General features: G+C 68.1%; 2 protein-coding genes. Both read right to left on the reverse strand.

Going from position 1 to position 2,130, the window contains the following annotated elements; all coding sequences use genetic code 11:
• Nucleotides 1-1,563: Fe(3+)-hydroxamate ABC transporter permease FhuB (gene fhuB, locus EN935_RS32670; protein WP_127374056.1), on the reverse strand; the 1,563-nt coding region annotated here is incomplete at its 3' end.
• Nucleotides 1,556-2,130, reverse strand: a 575-nt coding sequence (locus tag EN935_RS32675) for an ABC transporter substrate-binding protein (RefSeq protein ID WP_127374057.1), incomplete at its 5' end; no start/stop codon positions are given. The genes EN935_RS32675 and fhuB, both read right to left, overlap by 8 nt.

Consider the following 2,130-nt stretch of genomic DNA (forward strand, 5'->3'; position numbering starts at 1 on the left):
CACCAGGATCAGCCCGTCGAACAAGGCCGTCAGAGCAACGCCGGCGAGCAGCAGCCGCTCCGGCGCATACGCGGCACGGCGGCCGATCGCCAGCGTCACCAGCAAGGCGGCGAAGGCGCCGATGGTTGCCGCCGCCGTCTGAACCGGGCGTCCGGCATCCGAGAGGGCAAACAGCGCTACCATCATGCCAAGCGCGGCACCGGCGCTGATGCCAAGCACTTCGGGGCTGGCCATCGGATTGCCGGTCAGCCGCTGCATCATCAGCCCGGCGAGCGCCAGCATCGCGCCGGCGCTCAGCGCGGCAAGCACGCGAGGCCACCGCCATGACAGCAGGGGCTGCAGCTCATCGCCGAAAGCGAAGGTCCAGCCATGCGGGCCCGGTCCATAGAGCAAGGCCAGCCCAAGCAGCAAAAGCAGAGCCAGGCCGATCACCGCCAGTAGGAGGCTCGGCCGGCTTGCGCGTGGCAGGCGCTCGGCGGTCAAGGCCGGGGCTTCCGAGCCAAGCGCAAGACGCGGCAGTAGCCAGAGAAGCAGCGGTGCACCGAGAAGTGCTGTGATCGCTCCGGTCGGCAACAGGTCGCCTTGCGGTCCTGTGGCGATCTGCACGGCCTGGTCGGCGGCCCACAGCAATGCCCCGCCGATCAGCGGCGCCATCACCAATTGCTGGCCCAGCCGTCGGGCGCCACCGATGCGCGCAAGCGTCGCCGCGGCCAGGCCGACGAAACCGATGACGCCGACGGCGGAAACGACGAAGGCAATCAGCGCGACGGCGGCCGCCAGCCCAGCGAAGCGATAGGCGCCGAGCGACACGCCAAGGCTGCGCGCGCCTTCGTCGTCGAGGCCAAGCAAGGTCAGTGGTCGCACCATGAGGAAGATCGCGAGCGCAGCAGTGCCGATGCGCGGCAGAAGCCATAGCGTCGTCGACCAGTCCTGCTGGCCGAGCGAACCGGCGCCCCAGATGAACAGGCTGGCCAGCCATTCATGCCGCAGCACAATGAGAGCGGCACCGATGGCGCCGGCATAGAGGCTGACGACCAACCCCGCCAGCACGACCGAAAGCGGCGACAGGCCCTTGTGCCAGGACAGAGCGAAGACGGCGGCAAGGGCCATGAATGCGCCGGCCAGCGCCACCCATTCGCGGCCGAAGGCAAGCAAGGAAGGCGACAGAAGCGTCGCCAGTGCCAGCGCCAGATAAGCGCCGGCCGAGACGCCGACCGTTTCGGGCGAGGCGAGCGGGTTGCGCAGAACCTGTTGCAGGACGGTTCCGGCAAGCCCGAGCGCCGCACCACACAGAAGGCTGACGGCAAGCCTGGGCAGGAAGGCGTAGTGGACAAGCACCTGCCGCATGTCGGCGATGTCGGGGGCGGCTAGCGATTGCAGCCAGAGCGCCGATGGCAGCTGCACCGTGAGGTTCGAGACGGTTGCCGCTGCCGCCGCCGCGAGCAGCATCGCGCAGAGCAGGATCGCGCCTACCGGCTGATTGCCAAGAAAGCTCCATGGGAAGGCCCGGCCGGCCGACGCAGGCTTTCCCCCTTGGGCAATGGCCGCAGCATCCTCAGCCACGGGCGGCCTCCGCGGCCATCGCCGACGCCAGGACCCGAGCAAAACGGCTGGCGGACGGAAGCGCGCCGAACATGTGGACGGCGGGAAGGCGTATGATCGAGCGGCTGCGCACGAAAGGCATGGCGTTCCAGACCGGACTTTCGGTCAGCGTGCCGCCGGCGCCCTCGGGCAAGGGTTCGAGATAGGCAAGGCGCGCGTCGCTGGATGTCGCCAGCCCGTCGATGCCGACGATCGAAAACCCCCAATAATTGGTCTCGGCCGTCCAGGCATTGCTGAGCCCGATGCGGTCGAATACCTCCTGAAACAGGCTCTTCTTGCCGTAGACGCGCACATTGCGCGGGTCCATGAAGCTGACGACATAGATCGGCCGCGCCGAAAGCGGCGCCAGTTGCTGGCGAACTTCCGAAAAATACGCATCCGTCGCCGCGATCAGCGCCTCGCCTTCGCTTTTCTTGCCGACAAGCCTGGCGAGCTGGCGGGTTGCCTCGACGGCGCGCTGATAGGGCTGCCCGGCTTCGGTATAGAGCCCGATCGTCGTCACCGGCGCCACGCGTTCGAGCAGCGGCT

The organism is Mesorhizobium sp. M7D.F.Ca.US.004.03.1.1, assembly GCF_003998635.1.
Taxonomy (GTDB): Bacteria; Pseudomonadota; Alphaproteobacteria; order Rhizobiales; family Rhizobiaceae; genus Mesorhizobium; species Mesorhizobium loti.